At 69.1% G+C, this 24,585-nt stretch carries 33 protein-coding genes; 7 read left to right on the top strand and 26 right to left on the bottom strand.

All coding sequences use genetic code 11. The features are described 5' to 3' along the window. Positions 1-465 (bottom strand): DUF3618 domain-containing protein, encoded by a 465-nt coding sequence (locus ACFYZ3_RS04010; protein WP_388513803.1) that lies wholly within the window; start codon positions 463-465, stop codon positions 1-3. Continuing rightward, positions 462-881, bottom strand: a complete 420-nt coding sequence (locus tag ACFYZ3_RS04005; protein ID WP_226030390.1) for a phage holin family protein — start codon at positions 879-881, stop codon at positions 462-464. The genes ACFYZ3_RS04010 and ACFYZ3_RS04005 overlap by 4 nt, the downstream gene beginning before the upstream one ends. 181 nt (positions 882-1,062) lie before the next feature. On the opposite strand from ACFYZ3_RS04005, the gene dapA reads away from it, so the two are divergent. Beyond that, on the top strand, positions 1,063-1,980 hold the full coding sequence (gene dapA / locus ACFYZ3_RS04000; protein ID WP_388513802.1) for a 4-hydroxy-tetrahydrodipicolinate synthase: 918 nt from the start codon (positions 1,063-1,065) through the stop codon (positions 1,978-1,980). Here the strand turns inward: dapA and ACFYZ3_RS03995 are convergent. After that, positions 1,965-2,228 carry a hypothetical protein gene (locus tag ACFYZ3_RS03995; RefSeq protein ID WP_388513800.1) on the bottom strand — a complete coding sequence of 88 codons (264 nt, stop codon included), beginning with the start codon at positions 2,226-2,228 and terminating at the stop codon, positions 1,965-1,967. The two genes, dapA and ACFYZ3_RS03995, sit on opposite strands and share 16 nt — an antisense overlap. Before the next feature lie 119 nt (positions 2,229-2,347). On the opposite strand from ACFYZ3_RS03995, the gene ACFYZ3_RS03990 reads away from it, so the two are divergent. Then, the gene (locus ACFYZ3_RS03990) at positions 2,348-2,536 is read left to right on the top strand and encodes a hypothetical protein (protein WP_388513799.1); all 189 of its coding nucleotides are present in this window, start codon (positions 2,348-2,350) and stop codon (positions 2,534-2,536) included. Between the two features lie 56 nt (positions 2,537-2,592). Continuing rightward, positions 2,593-3,309: a DNA alkylation repair protein gene (locus ACFYZ3_RS03985; RefSeq protein ID WP_388513798.1), complete on the top strand. Its 717-nt coding sequence runs from the start codon at positions 2,593-2,595 to the stop codon at positions 3,307-3,309. Between the two features lie 49 nt (positions 3,310-3,358). Here the strand turns inward: ACFYZ3_RS03985 and ACFYZ3_RS03980 are convergent, their stop codons facing one another. The 10 genes from ACFYZ3_RS03980 to ACFYZ3_RS03935 all read right to left on the bottom strand — a co-directional run bounded on the left by ACFYZ3_RS03980 (position 3,359) and on the right by ACFYZ3_RS03935 (position 9,655). Beyond that, positions 3,359-4,639: a tyrosine-type recombinase/integrase gene (locus tag ACFYZ3_RS03980; RefSeq protein WP_388513797.1), complete on the bottom strand. Its 1,281-nt coding sequence runs from the start codon at positions 4,637-4,639 to the stop codon at positions 3,359-3,361. Next, positions 4,639-4,839: an AlpA family transcriptional regulator gene (locus ACFYZ3_RS03975; protein ID WP_153180436.1), complete on the bottom strand. Its 201-nt coding sequence runs from the start codon at positions 4,837-4,839 to the stop codon at positions 4,639-4,641. The genes ACFYZ3_RS03980 and ACFYZ3_RS03975 overlap by 1 nt, the downstream gene beginning before the upstream one ends. Before the next feature lie 2 nt (positions 4,840-4,841). Beyond that, on the bottom strand, positions 4,842-6,227 hold the full coding sequence (gene repSA / locus ACFYZ3_RS03970; RefSeq protein WP_191850937.1) for a replication initiator protein RepSA: 1,386 nt from the start codon (positions 6,225-6,227) through the stop codon (positions 4,842-4,844). Next, positions 6,224-6,421: a hypothetical protein gene (locus ACFYZ3_RS03965; RefSeq protein ID WP_191850935.1), complete on the bottom strand. Its 198-nt coding sequence runs from the start codon at positions 6,419-6,421 to the stop codon at positions 6,224-6,226. Before ACFYZ3_RS03965 ends, repSA begins: the two co-directional genes overlap by 4 nt. Positions 6,422-6,509: 88 nt before the next feature. Further along, entirely contained in the window at positions 6,510-6,827 is a 318-nt protein-coding gene (locus tag ACFYZ3_RS03960; protein WP_361461873.1) for a SpdD-like protein, read from the bottom strand. A 23-nt stretch (positions 6,828-6,850) separates the two neighbouring features. Further along, positions 6,851-7,006, bottom strand: coding sequence for a hypothetical protein (locus tag ACFYZ3_RS03955; RefSeq protein WP_063789674.1), 156 nt, complete (start codon positions 7,004-7,006; stop codon positions 6,851-6,853). Between the two features lie 12 nt (positions 7,007-7,018). Then, positions 7,019-7,210, bottom strand: a complete 192-nt coding sequence (locus ACFYZ3_RS03950; RefSeq protein ID WP_007387681.1) for a mobile element transfer protein — start codon at positions 7,208-7,210, stop codon at positions 7,019-7,021. A 20-nt stretch (positions 7,211-7,230) separates the two neighbouring features. Then, positions 7,231-7,896, bottom strand: coding sequence for a DUF2637 domain-containing protein (locus tag ACFYZ3_RS03945; RefSeq protein WP_388513793.1), 666 nt, complete (start codon positions 7,894-7,896; stop codon positions 7,231-7,233). A 44-nt stretch (positions 7,897-7,940) separates the two neighbouring features. Further along, positions 7,941-9,296, bottom strand: a complete 1,356-nt coding sequence (locus ACFYZ3_RS03940) for an FtsK/SpoIIIE domain-containing protein (RefSeq protein WP_388513791.1) — start codon at positions 9,294-9,296, stop codon at positions 7,941-7,943. A 2-nt stretch (positions 9,297-9,298) separates the two neighbouring features. Next, complete coding sequence (locus ACFYZ3_RS03935) at positions 9,299-9,655, bottom strand: hypothetical protein (RefSeq protein WP_326653622.1); 357 nt, start codon at positions 9,653-9,655, stop codon at positions 9,299-9,301. 152 nt (positions 9,656-9,807) lie between these two features. On the opposite strand from ACFYZ3_RS03935, the gene ACFYZ3_RS03930 reads away from it, so the two are divergent. Both ACFYZ3_RS03930 and ACFYZ3_RS03925 read left to right on the top strand, forming a co-directional pair. After that, complete coding sequence (locus tag ACFYZ3_RS03930) at positions 9,808-10,539, top strand: XRE family transcriptional regulator (protein WP_381667246.1); 732 nt, start codon at positions 9,808-9,810, stop codon at positions 10,537-10,539. A 51-nt stretch (positions 10,540-10,590) separates the two neighbouring features. Then, positions 10,591-11,061, top strand: coding sequence for an NUDIX hydrolase (locus ACFYZ3_RS03925; RefSeq protein WP_189749928.1), 471 nt, complete (start codon positions 10,591-10,593; stop codon positions 11,059-11,061). Here ACFYZ3_RS03925 and ACFYZ3_RS03920 read toward each other — a convergent pair. The 13 genes from ACFYZ3_RS03920 to ACFYZ3_RS03860 form a co-directional block, all read right to left on the bottom strand. Beyond that, a complete protein-coding gene (locus ACFYZ3_RS03920) occupies positions 11,058-11,609 on the bottom strand; it encodes an HD domain-containing protein (RefSeq protein ID WP_388513790.1) in 552 nt (183 codons plus the stop codon). The genes ACFYZ3_RS03925 and ACFYZ3_RS03920 overlap by 4 nt on opposite strands. 423 nt (positions 11,610-12,032) lie before the next feature. Further along, a complete protein-coding gene (locus ACFYZ3_RS03915) occupies positions 12,033-13,781 on the bottom strand; it encodes an ATP-dependent endonuclease (protein ID WP_388513788.1) in 1,749 nt (582 codons plus the stop codon). A gap of 247 nt (positions 13,782-14,028) precedes the next feature. Beyond that, the gene (dapD, locus tag ACFYZ3_RS03910) at positions 14,029-15,018 is read right to left on the bottom strand and encodes a 2,3,4,5-tetrahydropyridine-2,6-dicarboxylate N-succinyltransferase (RefSeq protein WP_109031970.1); all 990 of its coding nucleotides are present in this window, start codon (positions 15,016-15,018) and stop codon (positions 14,029-14,031) included. A gap of 9 nt (positions 15,019-15,027) precedes the next feature. Next, positions 15,028-15,621, bottom strand: a complete 594-nt coding sequence (locus ACFYZ3_RS03905) for a TetR/AcrR family transcriptional regulator (RefSeq protein WP_388513786.1) — start codon at positions 15,619-15,621, stop codon at positions 15,028-15,030. Continuing rightward, on the bottom strand, positions 15,621-15,941 hold the full coding sequence (locus tag ACFYZ3_RS03900) for a multidrug efflux SMR transporter (protein WP_003976901.1): 321 nt from the start codon (positions 15,939-15,941) through the stop codon (positions 15,621-15,623). The genes ACFYZ3_RS03905 and ACFYZ3_RS03900 overlap by 1 nt, the downstream gene beginning before the upstream one ends. A 101-nt stretch (positions 15,942-16,042) precedes the next feature. Next, the gene (locus ACFYZ3_RS03895; RefSeq protein WP_003976900.1) at positions 16,043-16,375 is read right to left on the bottom strand and encodes a metal-sulfur cluster assembly factor; all 333 of its coding nucleotides are present in this window, start codon (positions 16,373-16,375) and stop codon (positions 16,043-16,045) included. Then, on the bottom strand, positions 16,372-16,842 hold the full coding sequence (sufU, locus tag ACFYZ3_RS03890; RefSeq protein ID WP_030868583.1) for a Fe-S cluster assembly sulfur transfer protein SufU: 471 nt from the start codon (positions 16,840-16,842) through the stop codon (positions 16,372-16,374). Before sufU ends, ACFYZ3_RS03895 begins: the two co-directional genes overlap by 4 nt. A 17-nt stretch (positions 16,843-16,859) precedes the next feature. Beyond that, positions 16,860-18,116: a cysteine desulfurase gene (locus ACFYZ3_RS03885; protein ID WP_388513784.1), complete on the bottom strand. Its 1,257-nt coding sequence runs from the start codon at positions 18,114-18,116 to the stop codon at positions 16,860-16,862. Beyond that, the gene (gene sufC / locus ACFYZ3_RS03880) at positions 18,113-18,877 is read right to left on the bottom strand and encodes a Fe-S cluster assembly ATPase SufC (protein WP_031046948.1); all 765 of its coding nucleotides are present in this window, start codon (positions 18,875-18,877) and stop codon (positions 18,113-18,115) included. Before sufC ends, ACFYZ3_RS03885 begins: the two co-directional genes overlap by 4 nt. A 7-nt stretch (positions 18,878-18,884) precedes the next feature. After that, a complete protein-coding gene (locus ACFYZ3_RS03875; protein WP_003976896.1) occupies positions 18,885-19,202 on the bottom strand; it encodes a non-heme iron oxygenase ferredoxin subunit in 318 nt (105 codons plus the stop codon). After that, positions 19,199-20,383, bottom strand: coding sequence for a Fe-S cluster assembly protein SufD (gene sufD / locus ACFYZ3_RS03870; RefSeq protein WP_388513782.1), 1,185 nt, complete (start codon positions 20,381-20,383; stop codon positions 19,199-19,201). The genes ACFYZ3_RS03875 and sufD overlap by 4 nt, the downstream gene beginning before the upstream one ends. A gap of 63 nt (positions 20,384-20,446) precedes the next feature. Further along, positions 20,447-21,868: a Fe-S cluster assembly protein SufB gene (sufB, locus tag ACFYZ3_RS03865; protein WP_003976894.1), complete on the bottom strand. Its 1,422-nt coding sequence runs from the start codon at positions 21,866-21,868 to the stop codon at positions 20,447-20,449. Then, positions 21,865-22,623, bottom strand: a complete 759-nt coding sequence (locus ACFYZ3_RS03860; RefSeq protein ID WP_003976893.1) for a metalloregulator ArsR/SmtB family transcription factor — start codon at positions 22,621-22,623, stop codon at positions 21,865-21,867. Before ACFYZ3_RS03860 ends, sufB begins: the two co-directional genes overlap by 4 nt. Before the next feature lie 170 nt (positions 22,624-22,793). Here ACFYZ3_RS03860 and ACFYZ3_RS03855 point away from each other — a divergent pair, with 170 nt between their 5' ends. Together ACFYZ3_RS03855 and ACFYZ3_RS03850 are read left to right on the top strand one after the other, a co-directional pair. Continuing rightward, entirely contained in the window at positions 22,794-23,582 is a 789-nt protein-coding gene (locus ACFYZ3_RS03855; RefSeq protein WP_352176898.1) for an AAC(3) family N-acetyltransferase, read from the top strand. A gap of 85 nt (positions 23,583-23,667) precedes the next feature. Continuing rightward, positions 23,668-24,585 (top strand): ABC transporter ATP-binding protein (locus tag ACFYZ3_RS03850; RefSeq protein ID WP_388513780.1); only part of this gene is annotated, 918 nt, incomplete at its 3' end.

Below are 24,585 nucleotides of genomic sequence, written 5' to 3'. Positions count from 1 at the left end.
TCAGCAGTGCCCGTGGTGACGGCGCCGCACGAGGCTCGCCGCGACCACCATGCCCGCCGCCGCCCCGGCGGCCAGCACGGCGCGCGGATGCCCGAGCCCGGACCGCACCGTGCCGCGGGCCCGCCCGGGCGACGCGTGCCGCTCCGCGGCATCCCGGGCCCGGCCCGCCTTGTCGTGCGCGGTGTGCCCGGCCCGGCCCGCCTTGTCCTGGACGGTGTGCCCGGCGTGCGCTGCGGAGCTGCGCAGTTGCACGCTCATGGCGCCGGCCCTGTCCTTCAGGTCGGCGGCCCTGGCCTTGGCGCGGCCCTTCACGTCGGCCTTGCCCGCCAGCTCCTCCACGGTGTCGCCGAGCTGGCCGCGGGTCTGTTCGATCTGCCTCCGCAGCTCGTCGGGGCCCTTTGCCCCGCCGACCGGCTGCTCGGTGGAGCCGCTCCTCGAGCCGTCCCGGCTCGTCGCGTCGGTCATCGATGTGCCCTTTCCCTGATCTGGTCCACGTCGGCCCTGACGCTGCCGAGGGTCTCCTCGGGCTTGGGTGGCACGGCCCGGCGGAGCTGGGCGCGACCGGTCATGGCCAGTACGCCGGCGATCACGAAGAGCGCCGCCGTCACGATGAGCGCCGCGGCCCAGACGGGCAGTACCAGCGAGAGCGCGGCGGCGGCCGTGCCGGCCAGCGCGAACAGGCCCACGTAGGCGATGGCGCCCGCGGCACCGAGCATTCCGCCGCCGCGCCCCGCGCGCTTGCCCTTCTCGGCCAGTTCCATCTTGGCGAGGGCCACTTCCTGGCGCACGAGCCGGGAGAGCTGTTCGGTGGCCTGCCCGACGAGTTCGCCCACGGAGTGCTGCTCGTCGCGCACCGGCCTGGTGTGCATGGTTCCGGTCACGGTGTTCCCGCCTCCTCTCGGTTCGGAGCACCCCGGGTACCCCGGGCCGAGCGGCGCTACCCCTGCCCGCACCCGCACCCTCGCCGTCCCTGACTCCTCCCCCCACTCCGAAGCATTCCTTACAGGTACCTCGTAGCAGATTTAAGTGGAGCTACACTGTTCGGCCGCCGACACTACTCCCATGACGACAGACGACGACTCCGCCCCCTTCGGCCGCGCCCTGTGCGCCATGGTCACGCCCTTCACCGGGTCCGGCGCGCTCGACCTCGACGGTGCGCAGCGGCTCGCGGACCGGCTGGTCTCGCGGGGCTGCGACGGCCTGGTGCTGTCCGGCACCACGGGCGAGTCGCCGACCACCACGGACGCCGAGAAGGCGGCGCTGGTGACGGCGGTCCGGGAGGCGGTCGGGGACCGGGCGGCACTCGTCGCCGGGGTCGGCACCGCGGCGACCCGGCACACCGTGGAACTGGCCCTGGCCGCCGAGAAGGCCGGGGCGGACGGACTGCTGGTGGTCGCGCCGTACTACAGCAGGCCGCCGCAGGACGCCCTGGAGGCGCACTTCCGCGAGGTCGCCGACGCGAGCGGCCTGCCCGTGATGCTGTACGACATCCCGGGCCGCACCGGCACCCGTATCGAACCCGACACCGTCGTCCGGCTCGCCGCGCACCCGCGCATCGTCGCCGTCAAGGACTGCGCCTACGACCTCCTCGGCGCCCAGAAGGTGCTGTCCCGCACCGGTCTGGCCTACTACGCGGGCTGCGACGAACAGATCCTCCCCCTCTACGCGATCGGAGCGGCGGGGTACGTCAGCACCGTCGCCAACGTCGTGCCGGAGCTGTTCCGGGCCGTCCTCGACGCCTTCGACGCGGGCGACACCGGCCGGGCCGCCCTGCTCCAGCGGCGGGCGGTCCCGCTCGTCGAGTCGATGATGGCGGCCGGCCTGCCCGGCACGGTCACCGCCAAGGCCCTCCTCGGCGCACTGGGCCTGCCGGCGGGCCCGGTCCGCGCACCGCTGCGGTCCGCGGACCGGGAGACCACGGCCTCTCTGCTGGCGGCCTACGAGGAACTGGCCGCCGACGCCGGTCAGTTCCAGGCGTAGCCGTCGCCGAACAGCAGGGTGTGCTCCAGCACGTCCTCCGCGGGGTCGTCGATCTGCCCGACGTGGACATTGAGGAGCCCCACCCGGGGGCCGTTGTGGGAGCCGGTCGTCGTCTCGTCGGCGTGCGCGGCGCCCGCGGCCCACACCGACCCGCAGCACACCAGCACCGCGGCCCCCGCCCCGGCCAGCAGGCGCGCCACGGCCCTCACCCGCTCGTCCGGCGTCTCGGTCGTGTTCTCAGGCGTCATCCCAGGTCCTCGTCTCGTCGGATCGGCGTCTGATCGGACTCTGCGTCCACCCGTTCATCCGCCAAGACCACCGGAAAGTCACGGGCGGTCATCCGTACGTGCGGGATACGGTGCGCGCGATGAGCAGAAGACGCTACGTGGCCCGGGGCGTCCCGGGCGGATACCGCATCTGGGACACCAAGGGCCGCCGCTGGTGGGGCGACCACTACGAGCTGTGCCCCGACGACCTCCTGACCGAGCTGAACGGCGCGGCAGACCAGGCCCGTATCACCGCGCTGCTGAAGAGGTACCGGGCCCTGAAAAGGTGAGCCCCGTAGGCTGGGCGCGCGCAGGAGACCGACAGGAGCGACAGGAGGCGGCCGAGATGCCGGAGAAGACACCGGACAGGACGCCGACCGGGCCGACGCCGGCCGAGGTGACGGCCGAGCTGGCCGGGCTCGAGGACCCGCGGATCCGGGCCGTGAACGAGAAGCACGGCGACGACCACGGTGTGAACCTCACCAAGCTGCGCGCGCTCGCGAAGCGCCTGAAGACACAGCCCGAACTCGCACGCAGCCTCTGGGCCACGGACGACACCGCCGCCCGCCTGCTGGCCCTCCTGGTCTGCCGCCCGAAGTCCTACGACCGCGACGAACTGGACACCATGCTGCGCCGGGCCCGCACCCCCAAGGTGCACGACTGGCTGGTGAACTACGTGGTGAAGAAGAACCCGCACGCCGAGGAACTGCGCGTGGCCTGGACCGCCGACCCCGACCCGGTGGTCGCGAGCGCCGGCTGGGCGCTGACCACGGAACGCGTGACGAGGAACCCGGCGGGTCTCGACCTCACGGCCCTGCTGGACACCGTCGAGTCCGAGATGAAGGACGCCCCGGACCGCCTCCAGTGGGCGATGAACCACTGCCTGGCCCGGATCGGCATCGACCACCCCGAACACCGAGCCCGCGCCCTCGCCATCGGCGAACGCCTCGGCGTCCTGAAGGACTACCCGACTCCCCCGGGCTGCACCTCCCCGTACGCCCCCGCCTGGATCACGGAGATCGTGCGCCGCCAAGAGGAGCAGGCCGCCCCCGCAACCACCTGAGCGCCCTCCCCGCAAGAAACGGACAGGGCGCTCACCGAACCGCCGTCGGTCAGTTGTGGCTGTTCTGATCACCCTCCAGGTCAGACGCCTGACCCGGGCCATGGGCCGTATCGGGGCCGTCCTGGGAGTGGTCCGGGCCGCGAAGGACACGATCGACGGCGGCCCGAGTGCGCGTCTCGCTGTTCGGCATCAGGTGCGTGTAGGTGCGCAGCGTGAAGCTCGGGTCGTGGTGCCCGAGGTACTCGCTCAGGGCCTTGATGCTCTCCCCCGCGTCCAGGAGGACGGACGCGTAGAAGTGGCGCAGCGCGTGCATACCGTTCTCACGGCCGAGGGGTATGCCGGCAGAAACGAGCGCCGGGTGCCACACGGCCCGGTTGAACCGAGTCCGGTGCAGCGACTGGCGCCCCGCGTTGACGAACAGCAGCGAGGCAGTGACGGGCGGCCCGTCCGGCGCCTTCCACGGCAGGGTGAGGTCCACCGGCTGATGCCTGGTGATGTGCGCCTCCAGCGCGGCGGCGACCGATTCGGGCAGCGGCACGTGGCGTTCCTTGCCACCCTTGGGCGGCCCGAAGACCGCCTGAACACCACGGATGAGCTTGACCTGCCGAGTGACGCGCAGGACTCCCCCAAGGAAGTCGACGTCCTCGACCGCCAGGCCGAAGATCTCACCCTGCCGGAGACCGCAGCCCGCCCCAAGGGACACCATCTCCCGGTAGACATCCGGCAGCGCCTCGTGCATGGCCATGACCCGGTCGACCGACCACGGCTTGACCTTGCGCCCGTCTAGGGCAGGCGCCCGCACCGAGCGAGCCCGGCAGGGATTCTCGGCGATGACCCGGTCCTCCACGGCGGCCGTGAAGACTGCGGACACGTTGGCGAAGATGGATCGCCGGTAGGAGGCCGCCCGCCCGGTCTCCTCCAGCTGGCGCATCCAGGCGCGGAGGTGCGAGGGCCGGAAGGATGCCAAGGGCCGGTCACCGAGGTACGGCAGGGCGTGAACCCGCAACCGGATCTCGACGCTCTCACGGGTCACCGGGTCGATCGTGAGCCCCGCCATCCATTCCTTGGCGTACTGCCCGAAGGTCACCGCACCCGCTGCAGGGTCGATGTATCGCCCTTGCGACATGTCGGCTTCGATGTTGGACAGCCAGGCGTCAGCCTTGCGCTTCTGCTTGTCCGGGAAGCTCTTCGACTTCTCGGAGCCGTCCGGCGCGATGTACCGGGCGCGGTAGCGGTGTCCGACGCCGTACCGCTCGGTCTTGACCTTGACGGTCTTGCCGTCCGGGCCCGGGACGTTCTTGTACCAGCGGTCTTGCACGTGTCCGGCCATCAGGCAGCAGCCCCTTTCATGCGGGACTGCACCCAGCTCTGCACGTCCTTCGGGTCGTAGCGCAGGTGCCGACCGACCCGGAAGCCGCGGGGACCCAGACGCTTGCGTCGCCACTGGTAGACGGTCTCGACGCTGGGGAGGTCGAAGAGCTGGACCAGGTCTTCCGGCGTGAGGTAGCGCTCAGGCAGCCGAGTCGGCATGCTCACCACTCCCCCTCGGTGTGCAGCTCTGCCAGAGCTTCGCGAGCGGTCTCGCGGTTGCCTTGCAGATCGCGGGCGATCGTCGCGGCGAGGGCGGATTCACCAGGGGTGTGACCGTGGCCCGCGTACTGCCAGTCGGCCAGCACGAGGACGGTGTCAGGCTCGCGGTCTTCGAGTGCGAGGGCTTCGCGTTCTTGCGCGGCGCGGAAGTCGGCGCGTGCCTGTCGCAGGGCGCCGAGCGTGGTCGAGTAGCGGCGGCTCTTGCTGGAGAAGTGGCCCCGGAAGCCGAGCATGTGAGCCCAGGCCCACAGGCGCCGGTCCGGATACAGCCCGTCCAGGTCCCGGCATGCGGTGATCAGGCGCCGGGCGTGGTCCGGGACGCCGTGACGGTCGAGTTCGGCAAGTTCGCCCACCCGGCGATCGAGGGTTCCGGTGTTCTCGGCGGCTTTGGTCGCGTACTTCGCCACGTACGAGGCCACGGCCTGTTCAGTGAGATCGGAGCCGTCTCCGAACGCCTTGACCGGCCGGACGTCGAGTTGGCGGCCCCACCGGAACGTACGGGCAGGCTGGTCCCCCGAGGCGGGGACACTGACGGTCGTGTACGAGTGATGGGCGGCGGCCCGGATCGCATCACTGAGCAGCTCCGCGCTGGCCCAGGACGGCGCCGCGGAGTCTGGACCCTCGGCCCCGTCGATGCGGATCACGGCATGGAAGTGCACGGCGCCCCGCTTCTGGAACTCCGCGACCTTGCCGTACGAGAGGCGAGCGCACTCCTTCAGCTCGCGCTGCGTGAGGCCCGCGCGGGCGGCGATCTCGCGCCGGAGACGGTTCGTGAATCGCTGCCAGAGGTCCCCGGCGTGGTTGTTGAACAGGACATTGCCCGCGTAGTCGTACGTCTCCGGGTCCAGCGCCGTGCCGAGGGCGGAGTCATCCGAGGCGTGCGGAGTCCCGCAACGGCAGGGCCCGTGATCGGGCCGGTTGTGGACCGGGCCGAAGGAAGGCGCCGTGAGCGTCGCGAAGACGCGGGGGTGATTCCGGACCGTGGCAGGTATGTCCTTGTCCTCGTCTCCGGCGAGCCCGGCGCGGATCAGACGGTAGGTGTCGCCCGCGTAGGTCCAGGCACAGGACGGGCAGCGAGAAGCACGGCGGTTGCCGCAGGCGACCCGGAGGCGTCCGCCCGGTTCATGCTCGGTTGAGTAGTGGTGCAGGGTCTCGCCGGTCGTCTTGTCCTTGTGAATGACCCAGCCGGACAAGTGGACCGGATCGGCGCAGCCACCGGTGCGGCGGACCTGGTCCTGCCAGCGGTCGAAGCCCGGAGACCCGGCCACCCTCAGCGTGTCGGAGAGGGTGACCGGGTCCAGGCCCGCGAAGGTCGCGGGGTTGGTCATGCGCGCCCCCCGACGAACTGGACGGCGGAGGCGGGCAGTGTGCCGGCACCGTGGCAGGCCGGGCAGTCGACGGCGAGCGTGGGCAGTTGCCCGGAGGCGTCGCGATCGCCGGAGGATACGGCGGCGGTGGCGAAGCCGTCGCAGTTCGGGCAGATCCGCGGGGATGCGGCGGTGGCCGGGGCGGAGCCGGTCATGATGGAGGTTCCTTCCGGTTGAGAGATCGGACAGGGACGGCGCCCGGAGCGGACGAGACTTGGCGGTTGAGGCCGCTCCGGGGGCCGGTCAGCGCCGCTTGGACTCGGAGGCGAGCAGCGAGCGCAGGACGACGGCGCACACGGCGACCGAGGCGCCCGTGATGGCGACCGCGAGCAGCATCGAGACGAGGACGGCGCCGACGACGAGGACCACGGCAGTGCCGCCACCGACGAGGGCGAGCACGGAGCCGGGCGTGAGCTGAACCGTGGGACGAGCGGGCGCCGGAGCCGCCACGACGGGAGGCGGGGCCTGGACGCTCGGCACGACGGCGGTCGGCTCGATGACGGCGGGCGGGGACACGAAGCCCGTGGGCGCGGGGTTGGTCGGGACCTTGGGACGCAGCATGGATGATCTCCCTTCTGGGTGGACTACTTAACGAAGCCGTCGACGGCGGGGGCGAAGACGCTGTCGGCGAGGAGGAACCCGCCGAGCAGGAGCACGCCGATCAGCCACCAGGGCGGGCGGATGAGCTTGACGCCGAGGACTCCGACGCAGAGCAGGGCGAACCAGAGCGGGACGTCCATGACGATGGCCTCCTAGCGGACCTTGCAGCGGTGGGTGCGGGCGGCGAGCTGTGCGGCGGACTGGCTGGTGTAGTCGGCGGACCAACCGCAGCCGTCCGAGCTGCACACGGCGGCGTGCTTGGTCTGGCCGTGGCGGTCGCGGTGGGTACCGATCTGCACCGGTCCGATCCGCATCACGGAGTGGAAGAAGTCGCGGGCAGGCATGACGGTGATCTCCTCTCGGTTCAGGCGAGTTGAGCGGCGATGGCATCCGCCATGGGCGCGGGGACGCCGAGGCGGGCGCGAAGCGTGTCGGTGTCGATGCGGGCACCGGTCCGTTGCTCGTGGTCGGCGGCGACCTTGCGGGCGTGGTCGACCAGCGCGGCCGGGACCGGCACCGCAGGAGCAGGCTCAGCGGCCGGGAGAGCCGGGGTGTCGTCAGCGGCCGAGACGGGCTCAGGCTCAGCGGCGGGAACGGGCTCTGGGCCGGGGTCCGAGGCGGAGGCCGCCGTGGGCGGCGACGGAACCGGCGTCCGGTCTTCGGTGGCGGAGTTGGGAGCGTGGGCGAGCAGCGTGCCGCCGAGGAAGGCGAGGGCAGGCCACCCGGCGACGCCGAGCCGGAGGAGAGCGGGCGGGTGCTCCAGGTCGAGGAACCCGGCCGTGGCGACGTTGGCACCGAGCGAGGCCACCAGGGCGATGAGGAACCAGCACCAGGCCAGTCGGGACGGCCCGTCGTTGCGCAGTCGTCGCCAGGCCGCGACCAACAGCAGGTCGACACTGACCGGGTAGGCCCATGCCTTCCAACCTGTCTGCCCGGCAGCAGCGGCGAGGTCGTGCAGGTGGGCGAAGGACAGGGCACCGGCGATCACGGCCTGAACGAGAACGGCGTCCGGGCGAATCGAGCGGGTCATGTCGTCACCTCCTTCGCGAGGGTCAGGCCAGGGAGAGGGCGGTCTCAGGCCGCAGCCGGAGCGGACTCGACGGCGGGCACCAGGGCCGGAGCGGGAGCGCCGAGCGCGGGCCGGAAGGGAGCCAGAGCGGGGACGTCCGGGGTCAGGTCGGCGTGCCGGTTGCAGATGTTCACGGCCTGCCGCAGCGAGGTGTGAGGGGCACGGATACGGGCCCAGCCGCCCGTGGAGTCACCCGTGACGGCGACGCCCGGCGTGTCCGTGGGGATCTGGATCGCGGCCAGCACGGCATCCGGAGCGATGTCACCGAAGGCCATGTTGGCGCTGGACTCGTCGTTGACGCGGTGTGCCGTACGCCCGGTGAGCTGGGCACGGAGCATCGTGATGCCCTTGCCGAGTTCGGAGCCGAACCGCTGTCCGCAGATTTCGAGGTAGATGCCGGCAGCGCGGCCGAGCTGGGCGAGACGGGCGAGCGCGGTGATGATCCGGTCCCGCCGCTTCTCCTCGTCCTTGGTCGCGAAGAGGGCGAGTTCGGCCACCTCGTCGACCAGGACCACGATGGGTATCGGGCGCAGGTCCTCGCGCAGGTCCCAGATATCGGCGGCGATCTCGGCGTCCGGCACGTCAGCGGTGATCCGCTGTTCGGCACGGATGAGCTGGTAGACGTCCTCCATGTGGGACACGAGCGCGTCGAGGAGTTCGGCGGCGGAGTCGGGGTTGTCGGCCAGCGCGGAGAAGCGACGAGCCAGCGGGAACAGCTCTACGCCCTGCTTGCAGTCGATGCCGACCAGGGCGACCCGCTGTGAGGCGAGGGCGGCGACGAGGTTGCGCTGATAGACCGACTTGCCGGACTCCGTGGCGCCCAGCGTCAGCGCGTGCGGAACCGTGCGGTAGTCGCGGAAGTGGACCGAGCCGTCCTCGCGCAGGGCCACCGGAACACGCATCGGACGGGTCTCGGTCACGGCGGGCATCTGCACGCGCTTGAGCACGTCATAGCCGGTCATCCGCACTTCGACCACGCCGGAGCGCAGCTCACGGGAGGTGACGCCGTACACGGTGAACGAGTGCCGGAGCCGGTCGCACGACGCGGCTACGTCGAAGGCGTCCTGACCGGGCCGGAGCTTGAGCCGGAGCACCAGGCCGGTCCGGGTCGGCCGCACCCGGAGGATGCGCGGGGCGCGAGGGCCGGGGACGGGCCGGTTGGTCATCCGGGCCAGGCCGATGCGCCAGCGGGCGGCGGGAACCGTCAGGCCGCAGGCGTCCATGACCGAGCCGTACCGGACCAGGACCCGGAGGGCCGCGAAGGTGACCCCGAAGGTCAGCCAGAACCAGGCGGGGCGCCGCCACCGCAGGAGTCCCGCAGCGGCGGCGACCAGCACCAGAAGGACGATGAGCGACGTCACGGTCAGGCCGCCTTCGACTTCGACATGTCGGCGGCGAGCGAGGTGACGGCGACCGCGCGGAAGGCGATCCCGTGCCGCTTCTGGCCGTTGAACTCGTTCTCCCACGGTCGGGCGATCAGTCCCGTGAGCGCGACCGGGGTGCCCATGGTCAGCTCTCCGGAGACGCCGGTCTCCGGCACGGTGACGCTCAGGATCTCGACGTCGCCGTTGAGGGCGAACATCACGTTCACGGTCATCAGGGTCGCGCCGGTCTCGGCGTCGGTGGCGATCTCGCCGGTACGGCGGTCACGGATCTTCGGCTCGGGGACCTGGGCCACCATCACGGTGGCGGTGGAGGTGTCGACGGGGATCTGACGCATCGTCTGTTCTCCTGTTCTCAGTTGAGCCGCAATGCGGCGGTGAGATCAGGAGACCGCGAGAGGTAGTGGACGCATCACGGTCCGTATGGACGTTTAGGGACGTCTGAGCTATCGTCAAAACGTCCCTACGGCGTCCCAGGGGAGGACACGTCATGGCGAACGAGCGTCTGCGCGCGGCGATTTCAGCGAAGGGCAAGACGATCCAGTCCGTGGCTCAGCACGTCGGAGTGGACCCCAAGAGCGTGGAACGGTGGATCACAACGGACCGCACGCCGCACCGGGGACACCGCTGGAAGGCTGCGAGCTTCCTCGGCGTCGATGAGGTCTACATCTGGCCCAGCGTGCAGAAGCAGGCGGAGACCGCGAGTACGTCGGAACTGATCACGTACTACCCGCACCGGGGAGCCGTGCCGACCGCCCTGTGGTCATCGTTGATCGAGAAGGCCAAGGACCAGGTAGACGTCCTCGTGTACGCGGGACTGTTCCTCTTCGACAGTCACCCGGACCTGCCGGACCAGTTGGCGGAGAAGGCCAAGGCCGGGGCACAGATCCGGATCCTCCTGGGAGACCCCGACTCCGAAATGGTCCGCCAGCGCGGCGAGGAGGAGGGCATCGGCGGCGACCTGGCCGCACGCGCCCGCATTACACGTCGCTACCTCGAACCGGCGATGACGACACCCGGCGTCGAGGTCCGCTTGCACGACACGATCCTCTACAACTCGATCTACCGCTTCGACGACGACGTGTTGGTGAACCCGCATGTCCTCGGAGCACCGGCCGGACAGAACCCGGTCCTGCACTTCCGGTACATCCCGGGAGCCCGGACGTTCCGGCACTACATGCGCAGCTTCGACTACGCCTGGGAGCGCGGAGGCCCCGCGTAGGGGGATGCCGGCACAACCGCCACCAGCCCCCGGACATGCGAGGCTTGACCCATGGCCCGCATCGACTACTTCAACGACCCGGACGCCCCGAAGGCGAACAGCATCGTCCCCTCAGTAACCGCGGTGGCGGTCAACGAGGCCGGGGAAGTCCTGCTCATCCATAAGACAGACAACAACCTCTGGGCCCTGCCCGGCGGCGGAGTCGACGTGGGCGAGTCGGCCCCCGACGCCGCCGTACGGGAGACGAAGGAAGAAACCGGCTTCGACGTCGAGGTGACGAGCCTGGTCGGCATCTACACCAACCCGGCTCACGTCATGGCGTACGACGACGGCGAGGTCCGCCAGCAGTTCTCCATCTGCTTCCGCGCCCGCATCGTCGGCGGCGAGCTGCGCACGAGCAGCGAGAGCAAGGAGGTGGCGTTCGTGGACCCGAGCCGACTCGACAGCCTGAACATCCACCCGTCGATGCGGATGCGGATCGATCACGGCCTATCCGACGAGACCGCTCCTCACATCGGCTAACGTGCGAGGCGAGCGCGCGTCCGCTCGACGGCGGCCCCGAGATACGGACGCGCCTTGCTGATCGCGTTATGGACTTCACTGCCCTCCGCGTACCGCTCCAGGATCTCGTCAATGCGGCGATCGAAGTCGAAGGACTGCCCGGCCGGACCGGTCGTCATGTCCGCGTAGATCAGGGCATCCAGGACCGGCGAGTCTTCCCGCTCGTAGACGTCCAGCTCCGCAGTCAGCCCACGCTGTTCGGCCTCGTAGACAGCCCCGGAGTGGTGAGCGACCAGGCGGACGAGCCGTGCCGGCGCCCCGAGCGATTCGAGATGCCGCGCACCATCGATCGGGTGGAACCCCGTGTCCCGCAGCTCGGGCGCGTAGCCGAGGTCATGCAGCCAGGCCGCAGCCACAAGCAGATCGCGATCCTCCTCGGGCACAGCCGCGGATACCTCTTGGGCACGAGCCGCGACGGCCTGAGTGTGCAGCCAGCGGTTCCCAAGCGGGGGCAACAGCGACTCGGCCAGTTCGGCAGCGCCTTGAGGCGTGTCCAATCCAGAGGGCATAGGTCGCACGGTAGCCGAGACGGGCACGTAGCCGACAGCCCGGGAGCATCCGTTCCGGATCATGGACGCGGTAGAACTTTCCCTACTTCATCAAGGCCCGCGCACGGCGCGGGCGCGCGCCGCCTCCACGGCGCGGCCCGCCTCCTGTCTTCGCCCCGGCTGGCCGCGCCCGGCGGCGCGCTCGGCGGCTGCGGGCATGAAGTGGGGAGACACCCTCTGTGGCTGGGCGGTCGGCTCCACGGCTTTAGGCAGCCACTTTGGGGCGAGCCTCTAAGATCTTGGCCCCAACGTCGTGCTTTAACGGGCAGGTCCACAGACTGCCCGACTCGCCATCAGCTTACGGGGCCAAGATCACTCGCCCCAAAGCAGCTCCAGCCCAAAGCCGCTCCACCGACCTATCGTAGAAGTTCGTGACGCCGAACGCTAATATCCGGCGATGGCAGACTCAATCTCCAAGAGGAGATCTCGGAGCTCGGGAACAACTTCTTCTGCTCTCATATTGTTCGAAATTGCACGAACACTGATAGCCTTGTAGCCACGCCCCATCAATTTCACATTCAGAGACGAGAGAACCTTTTTCGGAGGGACCATCCCCGCCCTCTTCTCTTCATCATCCCACCACTGATCAAACTCCGGGATGGCGGCTCGCGTAACTTCCATGGCATGTGAGCTCGCACTTACAAGGTCCGTCTGGCGGCGATACAGGAACTGGGCTTGAGCATCCACCTTCTGCTCACTGATCGCCTCGGCCAATAGATCTCGACTGAGCGAAAAATCCGCGCCGGAGAGTCTCGAAATAACACTTGGAATCAAAAAGTAGCTTTCAAGTTCTTTCTTCTGCCAAACATGACAGTGCACCCCCGATCGCGATAGCGCGCTGGTCACATCGAAAGCTTGGCCTTCGGTTCGATTATCCCGATCGAGAATAACGTGCACCTTCACCGAATCGCCAAGCAGACTTTCACTAAGCGTGGCAAACGAACCAGCTTGAGCCCACTTATCGAAACCACCGAGAGGAATGACGGCAACGCCTTTTTCTCTGGCGAGCCTACTAGCGCCAACCTTGCGTGCGACATTCCGCAGGATCTTCATGTCCTGCCCCTCCACGAAGAGGGCCACTTTAGAGCGAAGTGCTCGTGCGAGACCTAGGTTAAACCCCGTGCCAAGCGACTGACTAGCCTGCTCCATCGACTTTGAGTCGCGAAGATGCCTAGCGCGCTTGCGCGTTCTGTCTACCAGGATCACCGCGTCTCTGCGGGCCTCAGCTAGGATCTCAGGAGCGTGAGTAGCAAGGATCCACTGCTGATCTCTCTCTTCCAGAACGTTAACTAGCCTGCGCTGCAAATCTGGATGCAAGAAGACGTCTGGCTCGTCCAAAACAAGCGTCTTAGCGGCCCTGTGGCGATACAGATGGAGCAAGAATTGGAGCCAAATCTGAAGCCCATCACCGGCCCAAAAGAGCTCTTTGACGGACCTTGTAGCAGTCTCAGTGAAGTACAGGTCAAGTTCAGTGGCATCGCCAGTAGAGCTCGCCTCAATGCTAATTTCTTGAATCTCGGGAGTATTATCTAGGATGAAATCGCTCAGATCGCGGTAAGCGTCTGGGTCCTCCCGCCTGAGATAGTAGAGTTGATTTCTGAAATGACTGCTCGATAGACGCGTCGTCTGACTTTCCCTGACGTACTTTTCCGTCAGAATAAGCTCACGATGCTGAACAGGGGTCAAAGTAGGAACGACACCAATTGACGGCGTCACAGACCTAGCGACGGCGCTTGTACTAACAAGCGACCCATCATCTTTAACCAGACAGAAAAATGGAAACTCTCCCACCGGCCATACAGATTTGAGAGTCGCTCCGGAACTGAACGTCAACTCAAGCCGTGTTTCAGATTCTCGAAACTCATGCCGGATATTTTCACCTACAAATCCGGATGGGTTTCCAATTCCGCTAGAGAGTTGATGACCCAGAGCCCACTTATTACCATCCAGATCGAATCGGTCGCGACAGTTCCTACGGCGAGCGAAAGATACTTCCTCCGCCGCGAGCCTTAGGGCCGAGATAATGGTGCTCTTCCCGGCATTGTTGGGTCCAACTAGGACTACTTCCTGCCCGAAATTAATTTCGAACTCGGCGAAGCCCTTGAAGTGATTCAGGCGCAGCTTCTTCAGCACTTGACCACTGTAGTTTCCCCACTCCCACCTGGACAGCGGTTTACCCCAATTGCTGCGATGGGGTGCTGCGTCGCCCTCTTGACGCCGAGGATCTTGCAAGAGGGGCCCATCGAGAGAGCGCCCTCCCGGGCCGTCCTAGGGCCGTGGAAGGGCGCTCAACAATGACCAACGTCGACAGCTACCGACAGCTCAGCAGCAGGTCAGGGCGTTGATCCATAAGACGGCCGCAGGTCACGGCCGCCCGTGATCAGTTGTGGCTGTGCAGGACCTCGTTCAGGCCGCCCCACACCGCGTTGTTCGGGCGGGCCTCGACCGTGCCGGTGACCGAGTTGCGGCGGAAGAGGATGTTGGAGGCGCCGGAGAGTTCACGGGCCTTGACGACCTGGCCGTCGGGCATCGTGACGCGGGTGCCCGCGGTGACGTAGAGGCCGGCCTCGACCACGCACTCGTCGCCCAGGGCGATGCCGACGCCCGCCTCGGCGCCGACCAGGCAGCGCTCGCCGATGACGATGCGGACGTTGCCGCCGCCGGAGAGGGTCCCCATGGTGGAGGCGCCGCCGCCGATGTCGGAGCCGTCGCCGACGACGACGCCCGCGGAGATGCGGCCCTCGACCATCGAGGTGCCCAGCGTGCCGGCGTTGAAGTTGACGAAGCCCTCGTGCATGACCGTGGTGCCCTCGGCCAGGTGCGCGCCGAGGCGGACGCGGTCGGCGTCGGCGATGCGGACGCCCTTGGGGGCGACGTAGTCCGTCATGCGGGGGAACTTGTCGATCGAGGTGACCTGGAGGTGCAGGCCCTCGGCGCGGGCGTTGAGACGGACCTTCTCGATGTCGTCGACGGCGACCGGGCCGAGCGAGGTCCAGGCGACGTTGGCGAGGTGGGCGAAGATGCCGTCCAGGCTCTGGCCGTGCGGCTTGACCAGGCGGTGGGAGAGCAGGTGCAGCCGCAGGTAGACGTCGTGGGTGTCGACCGGCTTCTCGTCCAGCGAGGAGATGACCGTGCGGACCGCGACCACCTCGACGCCGCGGCGGGCGTCCGGACCGACCGCGGCGGTCGCGCCGCCGCCCAGGAGTTCGGCGGCCTGTTCGGCGGTGAGGCGCTCGGTGCCGGAGGGACCGGGCTCGTCGGACAGTTCGGGGGCCGGGAACCAGGTGTCGAGGACGGTGCCGTCGGCGGCGATCGTGGCGAGGCCGGCGGCCACGGCGCCGGTGGTGCGGGGAGCAGTCGTGTCGGTCATGAGGGCAACCTAACCGGCCGCCGCCCGCCGATGCGAGCCGGGCCCGGGAGCGTCTCGCGTGCCGGGCGCGGGGATCAGCCGGGTCAGCACCTCCCGGGCGTACTCCTCGTCGTAGGGCGTGTCCGTCAGCAGCACCTGGAGGCAGACGCCGTCCAGTACGGCGACCAGGGCGCGGGCCGTCGTGGGGTCCGTGCGGGCGGCGAGCAGGGCGCCCACGCCCTCGGCCCACTCGGCGGCGACCGGGCGCAGCGCGGGACGGCGCAGAGCGGCGAGGTACAGCTCGTACTCCAGCTCCACGCCGGTGCGGTCGCCGCCCAGCCATGCGCCGAGGACGCGGGCGAGTTCGCCGGGCAGGTCGGCTTGGGGGTCGGACAGGGCGGGGTGCGCCGCGACGACCCGGGCGAAGCCCTCGTTGGCCTGGCGCAGGGCGGCGACCATGAGGTCGTCGAGGGTCGCGAAGTGGTACGTCGTGGAGCCGAGCGGCACGTCCGCCTCGGCGGCGACGCTGCGGTGGCTGAGCCCGGCGATGCCCGCCCGCCCGACCACCCTGATCGCGGCGTCGATGATGCGCTGGCGGCGCTCCGGATCGTGGCGGCGGGGCATCAGTGCGCTCCGCCCAGGTTGAGGACGACGACGCCGATGATGATCAGCGCGATGCCCGCGGCCTTGGTGAGCGTCATGCCCTCGCCCATGAAGGCGACGCCGATGGTGGCGATGGCGGCGGTGCCCACTCCGGCCCAGATGGCGTAGGCCGTGCCGACGGCGAGGATCTTCAGGGTCTGGGCGAGCAGCGCGAAGGAGAGGACATAGGCGAGTGCCGTCAGCAGGGACGGCACGAGTCTGCTGAAGCCCTCGCTGTACTTCATGGCGGTGGTGCCGGCGACCTCGGCGGCGATGGCTCCGGCCAGGAGCAGATATCCCATGTGTACGAGCGTACATAACGCGGGACGCGGGCGGGTGCGAACACGGGAACGGCGACACCCGGAGGTGCCGCCGCTCCCGAAAACGCTGCTGCCGATGTGTCTCAGACGTTGAACCCGAGCGCGCGCAGCTGCTCGCGTCCGTCGTCCGTGATCTTGTCGGGGCCCCACGGCGGCATCCAGACCCAGTTGATGCGCAGCTCGCTGACGAGGCCGTCCGTGGCGGACTTGGCCTGGTCCTCGATCACGTCGGTCAGCGGACAGGCCGCCGACGTCAGGGTCATGTCGACGGTCGCGATGTTCGCGTCGTCGACGTGGATGCCGTAGATCAGGCCGAGGTTGACGACGTCGATGCCCAGCTCGGGGTCCACGACGTCCATCAGGGCCTCGCGGAGTTCCTCCTCCGAGGCCGGCTTCATCTCCAGGGTCTCGCTCATGCCGTCGTCTCCTTCTCGGCGTCGGCGCCGTCCAGCGCCTGGGCGGTCGCGTCCTTCCAGGCCATCCAGCTCAGCAGGGCGCACTTGACCCGGGCCGGGTACTTCGAGACCCCGGCGAACGCGACCGCGTCCTCCAGGACCTCCTCCATCGCGTCGTCGGGCTCGATCCTGCCCTTGGACTGCATCAGCTCCAGGAAGGTCTCCTGGATGCGCTGCGCCTGGGCGAGGTCCTTGCCGACCAGCAGGTCGTTCAGCACGGAGGCGCTCGCCTGGCTGATGGAGCAGCCCTGGCCCTCGTAGCTGACGTCGCTGATCGTCGTCCCGTCGTACTTCACACGGAGCGTGATCTCGTCGCCGCATGTCGGGTTGACGTGGTGGACCTCGGCGTCGCCATCCCGCAAGCCCCGCCCGTGCGGGTTCTTGTAGTGGTCCAGGATGACTTCCTGGTACATGGAGTCCAGCTTCATGCTCTTCGCTCGTCCCGTCAGCCGAAGAAGTTCCGTACGTGCTCCAGGCCGTCGACCAGCGCGTCGATCTCGGCCGGCGTGGAGTACAGATAGAACGACGCTCGCGTGGTCGCAGGAATTCCGTAGCGCAGGCAGACCGGGCGGGCGCAGTGGTGGCCGACCCGGACCGCGATGCCCTGCTCGTCGAGGACCTGGCCCACGTCGTGCGGGTGGATGTCCCCCAGCGTGAAGGAGATCGCCGCGCCGCGCTCCTCGGCCGTGGTGGGGCCGATGATGCGCAGGTTAGGGACCTCCAGCAGGCGCTTGACCGCGTACTCGGTCAGCGCGTGCTCGTGGGCGAGGATCTTGTCCATGCCGATCGAGTTCAGGTAGTCGATCGCCGCGCCCAGGCCGACCGCACCCGCGATCGGGGGCGTGCCCGCCTCGAACTTGTGCGGGGCCGGAGCGTAGGTGGAGGAGTGCATCGAGACGGTCTCGATCATCTCGCCGCCGCCGAGGAACGGCGGGAGGTCCTCGAGCAGCTCCTGGCGGCCCCACAGGACGCCGATGCCGGTCGGACCGCACATCTTGTGACCGGTGAAGGCCACGAAGTCGGCCTGGAGGGCCTGTACGTCCAGCGGCATGTGCGGCGCGGCCTGGGAGGCGTCGATGCACACGAGCGCGCCGACCTCCTGGGCGCGGCGCACGATCGCCTCGACCGGGTTCTGGGTGCCCAGGATGTTGGAGACCAGCACGAAGGAGACGATCTTCGTCTTCTCGGTGATGACCTCGTCGATGTTGGACAGATCCAGGCGGCCGTCGTCCGTGAGACCGAACCAGCGGAGCTTCGCGCCGGTGCGCTGCGAGAGCAGCTGCCACGGCACGATGTTGGAGTGGTGCTCCATCTCCGTGATGACGATCTCGGTCTCGTGGTCCACGCGGTAGGGGTCGTCGGCCCAGCCCAGCATGTTCGCGACCAGGTTGAGCGACTCCGAGGCGTTCTTGGTGAAGATCACCTCGTCGCGCGAGGGCGCGTTGATGAACTCCGCGACCTTGTCACGCGCGCCCTCGTACAGCGCCGTGGCCTCCTCGGCGAGGACGTGCACGCCGCGGTGGACGTTGGCGTTGTAGCGCTCGTAGTACTCGCTGAGCGCGTCCAGCACCTGCCGCGGCTTCTGGCTGGTCGCCGCGTTGTCCAGGTACACGAGCTTGTGCCCGTCGTGGACCTGGCGGTCCAGGATGGGGAAGTCCTTGCGGATCGCCTCGGTGTCGAGGAGGCCCGGCAGCTGTGTCACTCGGATGCGCCGCCCTTCGTGTATGCCTCGTAGCCCTCGGCCTCCAGCTTGTCGGCCAGCTCGGCGCCGCCGGACTCGGCGATGCGGCCGTTGGCGAAGACGTGGACGTGGTCGGGCTTGATGTAGCGCAGGATGCGCGTGTAGTGCGTGATCAGCAGCGTGCCGACCTCGCCGGTCTCGCGGACGCGGTTGACGCCCTCGGAGACGACGCGCAGGGCGTCGACGTCGAGGCCGGAGTCGGTCTCGTCGAGGATCGCGACCTTCGGCTTGAGCAGCTCCAGCTGGAGGATCTCGTGGCGCTTCTTCTCACCGCCGGAGAAGCCCTCGTTGACGTTGCGCTCGGCGAAGGCGGGGTCCATGTTGAGGCGCTCCATGGCCTCCTTGACCTCCTTGACCCAGTGCCGCAGCTTGGGAGCCTCGCCGCGGACGGCGGTGGCGGAGGTGCGCAGGAAGTTGGAGACGGAGACGCCGGGGACCTCGACCGGGTACTGCATGGCGAGGAAGAGGCCGGCGCGGGCGCGCTCGTCGACGGACATCTCCAGGACGTCCTCGCCGTCGAGGGTGACGGTGCCGCCGGTGATCGTGTACTTGGGGTGACCCGCCAGCGAGTAGGCGAGGGTCGACTTGCCGGAGCCGTTGGGGCCCATGATGGCGTGCGTCTCGCCCTGCTTCACGGTGAGGTCGACGCCCTTGAGGATCTCCTTCGTGGCGTTGTCGGCCTCGACGGTGACGTGCAGGTCTCGGATTTCAAGCGTTGCCATGGGTGCCTCAGGACTCCTGGGTGAGGGAGACGAGCACGTCGTCCCCTTCGATCTTTACGGGGTAAACGGGGACGGGGCGCGTCGCCGGAAGACTGTCGGGCTTGCCGGAGCGGAGGTCGAAGCGCGAGCCGTGCAGCCAGCACTCGATGTGGCAGTCGTCGACCTCGCCCTCGGCCAGCGAGACGTTCGCGTGCGAGCAGATGTCGTGGATCGCGAACAGCTCGCCCTCGGTGCGCACGACGGAGATCGGCGTGCCGTCGAGTTCCACCCGCTTGGGGGTGTCCTCCTCCAGCTCGTCCGCTCCACAGACGCGTACGAAGGTCATGCGACCGACGCCTCCAGCTCCTCGGCGATCTTGCTGAGCAGGCGCTCCTCGATGTCCGCGACGCCGATCTGCTGGACCAGCTCGGCGAAGAAGCCGTGGACCACCAGGCGGCGGGCGTCCAGCTCGGGGATGCCGCGCGCCATCAGGTAGAAGAGCTGCTCGTCGTCGAAGCGGCCGGTGGCGGAGGCGTGACCGGCGCCGACGATCTCGCCGGTCTCGATCTCCAGGTTCGGCACCGAGTCGACCCGCGCGCCGTCGGTGAGGACGAGGTTGCGGTTCATCTCGTAGGTGTCGGTGCCCTCGGCCGCGGCCTCGATGAGCACGTCGCCGATCCAGACCGCGTGCGCGTCGTCGCCCTGGAGCGCGCCCTTGTAGACGACGTTCGACTTGCAGTGCGGGACGTTGTGGTCGACCAGGAGGCGGTGCTCCTGGTGCTGGCCCGCGTCGGTGAAGTACAGACCGAACAGCTCGGCCTCGCCGCCGGGTCCGGCGTAGGCCACCCGCGGGTGCAGCCGGACCAGGTCGCCGCCGAAGGTGACGACGAAGGACTTGAAGGTCGCGTCGCGGCCGACGAGCGCGTTGTGCTGGCCGACGTGGACGGCCTTGTCGTCCCAGTCCTGGACGGAGACGACGGTCAGCTTGGCGCCGTCGCCCAGGACGTAGTCGACGTTGGCGGCGAGCACCGCGTCGCCGGTGTGGTCGATGACGACCACGGCCTCGGCGAAGGCGCCGAGCTCGATCACCTGGTGGCCGAAGCGGGTGCCGCCCTCGCCGTGCACGGCGATGCGGATCGGCTCGGTGAGGACCGTCTCCTTGGGGACGGTGATCACGCCGGCCTTCTCGAAGGACGAGTAGGCCTGGGCGGCGACCCGGTCCACGGGGGTCCCGGCCCTGCCGATGCGTGCGTCGTCGCGGCCGACGGTCTCGACGACGACGCCCTCGGGCGCCTCGACGTCGACCTTCACTCCGTCACCGGTGGCGGCGGCGGTGCCGTCGTGCAGCCCGCGCAGCCGCTCCAGCGGGGTGAACCGCCATTCCTCCTCGCGGCCGTGGGGGACCGGGAAGTCCGCCACGTCGAAGGACGCGGGCGCGCTCATGCGCGTGGCGACGGTCGACTCGGCGGCCACCGCGATCTGGCCCGCGGTGGTGGACCCCACGGGGATGTTCTGAGCCTCAGCCATGGCTGTCGGTCTGCTCTCTTCCTACGTTCCTGGATCTGGTGACTGCTGCGGGGGCGGCGGGGGTCAGCCGACCGCGCCCTCCATCTGCAGCTCGATCAGCCGGTTGAGCTCGAGGGCGTACTCCATGGGCAGCTCCTTGGCGATCGGCTCGACGAAGCCGCGCACGATCATCGCCATCGCCTCGAACTCGCTCAGGCCGCGGCTCATCAGGTAGAAGAGCTGGTCCTCGGAGACCTTGGAGACGGTCGCCTCGTGGCCCATGGACACGTCGTCCTCGCGGACGTCCACGTAGGGGTACGTGTCGGAGCGGGAGATGGTGTCGACCAGCAGCGCGTCGCACAGCACGTTCGACTTGGAGCCGTGGGCGCCCTCGCCGATCTCGACCAGACCGCGGTAGGAGGTGCGGCCGCCGCCGCGCGCCACGGACTTCGAGACGATGTTGGAGGAGGTGTTCGGCGCCATGTGGACCATCTTGGAGCCGGCGTCCTGGTGCTGGCCCTCGCCCGCGAAGGCGATGGACAGGGTCTCGCCCTTGGCGTGCTCACCCATCAGGTAGACGGCCGGGTACTTCATCGTCACCTTGGAGCCGATGTTGCCGTCGATCCACTCCATGGTCGCGCCCTCGTACGCCACGGCGCGCTTGGTGACCAGGTTGTAGACGTTGTTCGACCAGTTCTGGATGGTCGTGTAGCGGCAGCGGGCGTTCTTCTTGACGATGATCTCGACGACCGCGGAGTGCAGCGAGTCCGACTTGTAGATCGGCGCGGTGCAGCCCTCGACGTAGTGCACGTAGGCACCCTCGTCGACGATGATCAGGGTCCGCTCGAACTGGCCCATGTTCTCCGTGTTGATGCGGAAGTAGGCCTGGAGCGGGATCTCGACGTGCACGCCCTTCGGCACGTAGATGAAGGAGCCGCCGGACCACACGGCGCTGTTCAGCGAGGCGAACTTGTTGTCACCGACCGGGATGACGGTGCCGAAGTACTCCTTGAAGAGCTCCGGGTGCTCCTTCAGGGCCGTGTCGGTGTCCAGGAAGATGACGCCCTGCTCCTCCAGGTCCTCGCGGATCTGGTGGTAGACGACCTCCGACTCGTACTGCGCGGCGACACCGGCGACGAGGCGCTGCTTCTCCGCCTCGGGGATGCCGAGCTTGTCGTACGTGTTCTTGATGTCCTCGGGCAGGTCCTCCCAGGACTCCGCCTGCTTCTCCGTGGAGCGCACGAAGTACTTGATGTTGTCGAAGTCGATCCCCGACAGGTCCGAGCCCCAGTTCGGCATGGGCTTCTTCTCGAAGAGGCGCAGGCCCTTGAGACGGAGCTTGGTCATCCACTCCGGCTCGTTCTTCTTCGCGGAGATGTCGCGGACGACGTCCTCGTTGATGCCGCGCTTGGCAGAGGCGCCGGCCGTGTCGGAGTCGGCCCAGCCGTATTCGTACTTGCCCAGGCCCTCGAGCTCGGGGTGAGCAGTCTCCGTGGGGAGAGTCATGCGGGGTTCCTCCCGGCCGTGCTTGCAGATGCGTTAGCGGTGTTCTCGGACGCGCGCGCCGGGGGTGGCGCGTGCGAAGTCTTCGGAATGAACGTGGTGCAGACCCCGTCGCCGTGCGCGATGGTCGCGAGACGCTGTACATGCGTACCGAGCAGCTCGGCGAAAAATTCCGTCTCCGCCTCGCACAGCTGCGGGAACTGCTCCGCGACGTGGGCGACCGGGCAGTGGTGCTGGCACAGCTGCTCGCCCTGCTGGGGGTGGGGTGCGCTCCGCGCGGTAGCAGCGTACCCGTCCTCGCTCAGGGCCTTGGCCAGCGCTTCGGCGCGCTTCTCGGCGGGGACGGACTCCACGGCCGCGCGGTACGCGCCCGACTGGGCGGCGATCCGGGCGCGGGCGAAGGCGGCGATCGCCTGCTCCCCGCCCTCCTGCTCGGCGATCCAGCGCAGGGCGTCGGCGGCCAGCTTGTCGTACGACTGGTCGAAGGCGTCCCGGCCGCAGTCGGTGAGCGCGAAGACCTTGGCGGGCCGCCCGCGTGTGCGCGCGCCGTAGACCCGCTGCTCGCGGGGCTCGACCACGTCGTCGGCGACCAGGGCGTCGAGGTGGCGCCGGACGGCGGCCTGGGTCAGGCCCAGGCGTCCGGCGAGCTCGGCGACAGTGGACGGCCCGTGGTCCAGGATGGAGCGCGCGACCCGGTTGCGGGTGGACCGCTCACCGGTCGCGAGTTCCTCCTGCGGAGCCTCACCGACGTTTTTCACAACGCCATTGTTGCGTAATTCCTTCGGGGCGGGCAAGCCGCGTCCGGATCATCGGACGGTGCCCTGCGTCACTTAGGCATACCTAAACTGACCTGCGGAAACGATCTTTGATCGATCAGCCGGGAGCAATCCACTGGCGTCCACGACCGGCTTCCGGAACACTCCCCCGCATGCCCACACCGCCTCCGACCGGCCCACTCGTCACCCGCGGCTCGATCGCAGCCGGGCTGCGCGAACTGGGTGTGCGGACCGGCGACACCCTCCTCGTGCACTCCTCCCTCAGCTCCCTCGGCTGGGTCTGCGGCGGCCCCGTCGCGGTGGTCCAGGCGCTGCTCGACGTCCTCGGCCCGAGCGGCACCCTGGTGGTCCCGACCCAGACCGGCGACCTCTCCGACCCGGCCCTGTGGACCAGCCCGCCGGTGCCCGAGGAGTGGTGGGAGACCGTGCGCGCCGCGACGCCCGCCTACGACCCGCTGATCACGCCCTCGCGCGGCGTCGGGGTGGTCCCCGAGACGGTGCGCACCTGGCCGGGTGCCCGGCGCAGCGCCCATCCGCAGACCTCCTTCGCGGCCCTCGGCGCCCGCGCCGAGGAGGTGGTCGCCGACCACGCGACCGACTGCCGGCTGGGCGAGCGGAGCCCCCTGGCCGCGCTGGAACGGCTGGACGCCCGCGTCCTGCTGCTCGGCGCGGGCTACGACGCGTGCACCGCCTTCCACCTCGCCGAGTACCGGATCCACGCCCCGCTGGTGGAGGTGGGGCGCCCGGGGCCGGTGGGCTGGGAGCGGGTGACGGAGGTGTCAATCACCTCGGAGCGCTTCGACGAACTGGGCCACGACTTCGAACGGGACCGCCCCGTGGTGCGCGGCAGGGTCGGCGCGGCCGAGGCACGCCTGTTCCCGTTGACCGACGCGGTCGCGTACGCCGAGCGGTGGCTGCCCCTGCACCGCCCCCGCGAGTGAGCCCCGCCCCGGGCCGGAGGGGTTACCCACGGTTTTCCACACCCCCGCGCCCGGCAGGTCGTCCGTCTCCCTAAACTCGTGACCCATGCGAAGCGAGCCCGTGGTCCAGGTCCAGGCCCTGGTGAAGCGGTACGGAACGAAGACCGCGGTGGACGGCCTCGACCTGGTGGCCCGCACGGGCGTCACCGCCGTGCTCGGCCCCAACGGGGCGGGCAAGACGACCACGGTCGAGACCTGTGAGGGGTACCGCAGACCGGACTCCGGGACGGTGCGCGTCCTGGGCCTGGACCCGGTGCGGCAGGGCGCCGAGCTGCGCCCGCGCATCGGCGTGATGCTCCAGTCCGGGGGCGTCTACTCCGGTGCCCGCGCGGACGAGATGCTGCGCCACGTCGCGAAGCTGCACGCCCACCCGCTGGACGTCGACGCGCTGATCGAGCGGCTCGGTCTCGGCTCGTGCGGCCGCACCACGTACCGCAGGCTCTCGGGCGGGCAGCAGCAGCGGCTCGCCCTCGCGATGGCCGTGGTCGGCCGCCCGGAGCTGGTGTTCCTGGACGAGCCGACCGCCGGCCTGGACCCGCAGGCCCGCCGGGCCACCTGGGACCTCGTGCGGGACCTGCGCGGGGACGGGGTCTCAGTGATCCTCACCACGCACCACATGGACGAGGCCGAGCAGCTGGCCGACGACGTCGCCATCGTCGACACCGGCCGGGTCGTCGCCCAGGGCTCCCCGGAGGAGCTGTGCCGCGGCGGCGCCGAGAACACCCTGCGGTTCACGGGCCGCCCGGGACTGGACGTCGCGTCCCTGCTCAAGGCGCTGCCCCCGGACTCCGCCGCCGCCGAGCTGACCCCGGGCTCCTACCGGGTGAACGGCAAGGTCGACCCGCAACTGCTCGCGACGGTGACCTCCTGGTGCGCCCAGCACGGGGTGATGCCGGACCGCATCTCGGTGGAGCGGCACACACTGGAGGACGTCTTTCTGGAGCTGACCGGCAAGGAGCTGCGC

This window comes from Streptomyces sp. NPDC001599, from assembly GCF_042893535.1.
GTDB lineage: Bacteria > Actinomycetota > Actinomycetes > Streptomycetales > Streptomycetaceae > Streptomyces.
The sequence above is the reverse complement of the archived record's forward strand: the minus strand, read 5'-3'. Positions and strand labels throughout refer to the sequence as shown.

What these genes read in the sequence shown, in the direction of transcription:
- ACFYZ3_RS03955 (WP_063789674.1), bottom strand. Translation starts at nt 7,006, where the DNA reads ATGGACGTCCCGCTCTGGTTCGCCCTGCTCTGCGTCGGAGTCCTCGGC.
- ACFYZ3_RS03905 (WP_388513786.1), bottom strand. Translation starts at nt 15,621, where the DNA reads ATGCCCCGCCGCCACGATCCGGAGCGCCGCCAGCGCATCATCGACGCC.
- ACFYZ3_RS03875 (WP_003976896.1), bottom strand. Translation starts at nt 19,202, where the DNA reads ATGACCTTCGTACGCGTCTGTGGAGCGGACGAGCTGGAGGAGGACACC.
- ACFYZ3_RS03995 (WP_388513800.1), bottom strand. Translation starts at nt 2,228, where the DNA reads ATGACGCCTGAGAACACGACCGAGACGCCGGACGAGCGGGTGAGGGCC.
- ACFYZ3_RS03925 (WP_189749928.1), top strand. Translation starts at nt 10,591, where the DNA reads ATGGCCCGCATCGACTACTTCAACGACCCGGACGCCCCGAAGGCGAAC.
- ACFYZ3_RS03950 (WP_007387681.1), bottom strand. Translation starts at nt 7,210, where the DNA reads ATGCCTGCCCGCGACTTCTTCCACTCCGTGATGCGGATCGGACCGGTG.
- ACFYZ3_RS03920 (WP_388513790.1), bottom strand. Translation starts at nt 11,609, where the DNA reads ATGCCCTCTGGATTGGACACGCCTCAAGGCGCTGCCGAACTGGCCGAG.
- ACFYZ3_RS03930 (WP_381667246.1), top strand. Translation starts at nt 9,808, where the DNA reads ATGGCGAACGAGCGTCTGCGCGCGGCGATTTCAGCGAAGGGCAAGACG.
- dapD (WP_109031970.1), bottom strand. Translation starts at nt 15,018, where the DNA reads ATGACCGACACGACTGCTCCCCGCACCACCGGCGCCGTGGCCGCCGGC.
- sufB (WP_003976894.1), bottom strand. Translation starts at nt 21,868, where the DNA reads ATGACTCTCCCCACGGAGACTGCTCACCCCGAGCTCGAGGGCCTGGGC.
- ACFYZ3_RS03900 (WP_003976901.1), bottom strand. Translation starts at nt 15,941, where the DNA reads ATGGGATATCTGCTCCTGGCCGGAGCCATCGCCGCCGAGGTCGCCGGC.
- ACFYZ3_RS03965 (WP_191850935.1), bottom strand. Translation starts at nt 6,421, where the DNA reads ATGACCGGCTCCGCCCCGGCCACCGCCGCATCCCCGCGGATCTGCCCG.
- ACFYZ3_RS04010 (WP_388513803.1), bottom strand. Translation starts at nt 465, where the DNA reads ATGACCGACGCGACGAGCCGGGACGGCTCGAGGAGCGGCTCCACCGAG.
- ACFYZ3_RS03975 (WP_153180436.1), bottom strand. Translation starts at nt 4,839, where the DNA reads ATGCCGACTCGGCTGCCTGAGCGCTACCTCACGCCGGAAGACCTGGTC.
- sufC (WP_031046948.1), bottom strand. Translation starts at nt 18,877, where the DNA reads ATGGCAACGCTTGAAATCCGAGACCTGCACGTCACCGTCGAGGCCGAC.
- sufD (WP_388513782.1), bottom strand. Translation starts at nt 20,383, where the DNA reads ATGGCTGAGGCTCAGAACATCCCCGTGGGGTCCACCACCGCGGGCCAG.
- dapA (WP_388513802.1), top strand. Translation starts at nt 1,063, where the DNA reads ATGACGACAGACGACGACTCCGCCCCCTTCGGCCGCGCCCTGTGCGCC.
- ACFYZ3_RS03960 (WP_361461873.1), bottom strand. Translation starts at nt 6,827, where the DNA reads ATGCTGCGTCCCAAGGTCCCGACCAACCCCGCGCCCACGGGCTTCGTG.
- repSA (WP_191850937.1), bottom strand. Translation starts at nt 6,227, where the DNA reads ATGACCAACCCCGCGACCTTCGCGGGCCTGGACCCGGTCACCCTCTCC.
- ACFYZ3_RS03935 (WP_326653622.1), bottom strand. Translation starts at nt 9,655, where the DNA reads ATGCGTCAGATCCCCGTCGACACCTCCACCGCCACCGTGATGGTGGCC.
- ACFYZ3_RS03855 (WP_352176898.1), top strand. Translation starts at nt 22,794, where the DNA reads ATGCCCACACCGCCTCCGACCGGCCCACTCGTCACCCGCGGCTCGATC.
- ACFYZ3_RS03985 (WP_388513798.1), top strand. Translation starts at nt 2,593, where the DNA reads ATGCCGGAGAAGACACCGGACAGGACGCCGACCGGGCCGACGCCGGCC.
- ACFYZ3_RS03980 (WP_388513797.1), bottom strand. Translation starts at nt 4,639, where the DNA reads ATGGCCGGACACGTGCAAGACCGCTGGTACAAGAACGTCCCGGGCCCG.
- ACFYZ3_RS03990 (WP_388513799.1), top strand. Translation starts at nt 2,348, where the DNA reads ATGAGCAGAAGACGCTACGTGGCCCGGGGCGTCCCGGGCGGATACCGC.
- ACFYZ3_RS03945 (WP_388513793.1), bottom strand. Translation starts at nt 7,896, where the DNA reads ATGACCCGCTCGATTCGCCCGGACGCCGTTCTCGTTCAGGCCGTGATC.
- ACFYZ3_RS03895 (WP_003976900.1), bottom strand. Translation starts at nt 16,375, where the DNA reads ATGAGCGAGACCCTGGAGATGAAGCCGGCCTCGGAGGAGGAACTCCGC.
- sufU (WP_030868583.1), bottom strand. Translation starts at nt 16,842, where the DNA reads ATGAAGCTGGACTCCATGTACCAGGAAGTCATCCTGGACCACTACAAG.